Origin of the sequence: Curtobacterium sp. B18 (genome assembly GCF_000333375.1) — a bacterium.
Taxonomy (GTDB): Bacteria; Actinomycetota; Actinomycetes; order Actinomycetales; family Microbacteriaceae; genus Curtobacterium.
Genome location: NZ_BACZ01000613.1, coordinates 1 through 1,138 on the forward strand (window position 1 = coordinate 1; position 1,138 = coordinate 1,138).

Here is a 1,138-nt window from a genome sequence, read left to right on the forward strand (position 1 = left end):
GGATGAAGAAGACGGGGGCGTTGTTGCCGACGAGGTCGTAGTTGCCCTCTTCGGTGTAGAACTTCAGCGCGAAGCCGCGCGGGTCGCGCCAGGTGTCCGGGGAGCCCTGCTCGCCGGCGACCGACGAGAAGCGCGCGAGCATCTCGGTCTGCTTGCCCGGCTGCAGGAACGCGGCGCGTGTGTACTCGCTGATGTCCTGCGTGACGGTGAACGTCCCGAAGGCGCCACCGCCCTTGGCGTGGACGACGCGCTCCGGCACACGCTCGCGGTTGAACTGGGCGAGCTTCTCGACCAGGTAGTGGTCGTGCAGCGCGAGGGGGCCGTCGGCCCCGACGCCCATCGAGTGCTCGTCGCTCGAGACGGGGGCGCCGGAGTTGGTCGTGGTGGTGGGGGTACCGGACGGGGTGCCGGTCGTGTTCTGGTCGGACACGGTTCCTCCTTGGGTGGAACGGTTGGTTCGGTCAGGGGTGCTCGGGTTGCTCGTGGTCCCGGTTCGGTGCCGGGAGCGGGGACGACTGCGGATCGTTCCCGGGTCGGGGTGTCTGCGGTCGTCCCCGGGTCGGGGTGTCTGCGGTCAGGCCGGGACGGCCCCGGTGTCGTCGCGCTCGGCGGCGGCGCACTGCTCGCAGATGCCCCAGTAGGTGACCTCGGCCGTGGTGACGGCGAAGCCGTGGGTCTCGGACGGCGTGAGGCAGGGCGCGTGGCCGACGGCGCAGTCGACGTCCTCGATCGCACCGCACATCGTGCAGACGATGTGGTGGTGGTTGTCACCGGTCCGCCGCTCGTACCGCGCGGGGCTGCCCGCCGGCTCGATCCGCCGCACCAACCCGACGCCGGTGAGCGCCGCGAGGACGCCGTAGACCGCCTGGTGACTGGTGGTCGGCAACTCGGCGGTGAGCGCGGTGACGATGTCGTCGGCCGTCGCGTGCGGCATCGTCGCGGTCGCCCGCAGGACGGCGAGCCGTGGCGTCGTGACCCGCAGGCCGGAGGCGCGGAGCAGATCGGCGTCGACGTCCATGCTGGGCCTTTCTTTTGCAGGAATCAAGACAACACCGTCACTGTAATGCGGCCGTCGGTCGGGGGAGTAGCGTGCCGATCGTGAACACCCCAGCACTCCGTGGCAGCCGGTCCTCGGGTC

General features: G+C 70.7%; 2 protein-coding genes. Both read right to left on the bottom strand.

From position 1 onward, the window contains the following. On the bottom strand, positions 1–340 hold a 340-nt coding region (locus tag I5E_RS16580; RefSeq protein WP_261974978.1), incomplete at its 3' end, for a catalase. A 234-nt stretch (positions 341–574) separates the two neighbouring features. Then, on the bottom strand, positions 575–1,018 hold the full coding sequence (locus tag I5E_RS16585; protein ID WP_022906722.1) for a Fur family transcriptional regulator: 444 nt from the start codon (positions 1,016–1,018) through the stop codon (positions 575–577). Positions 1,019–1,138: the final 120 nt, after the last annotated feature.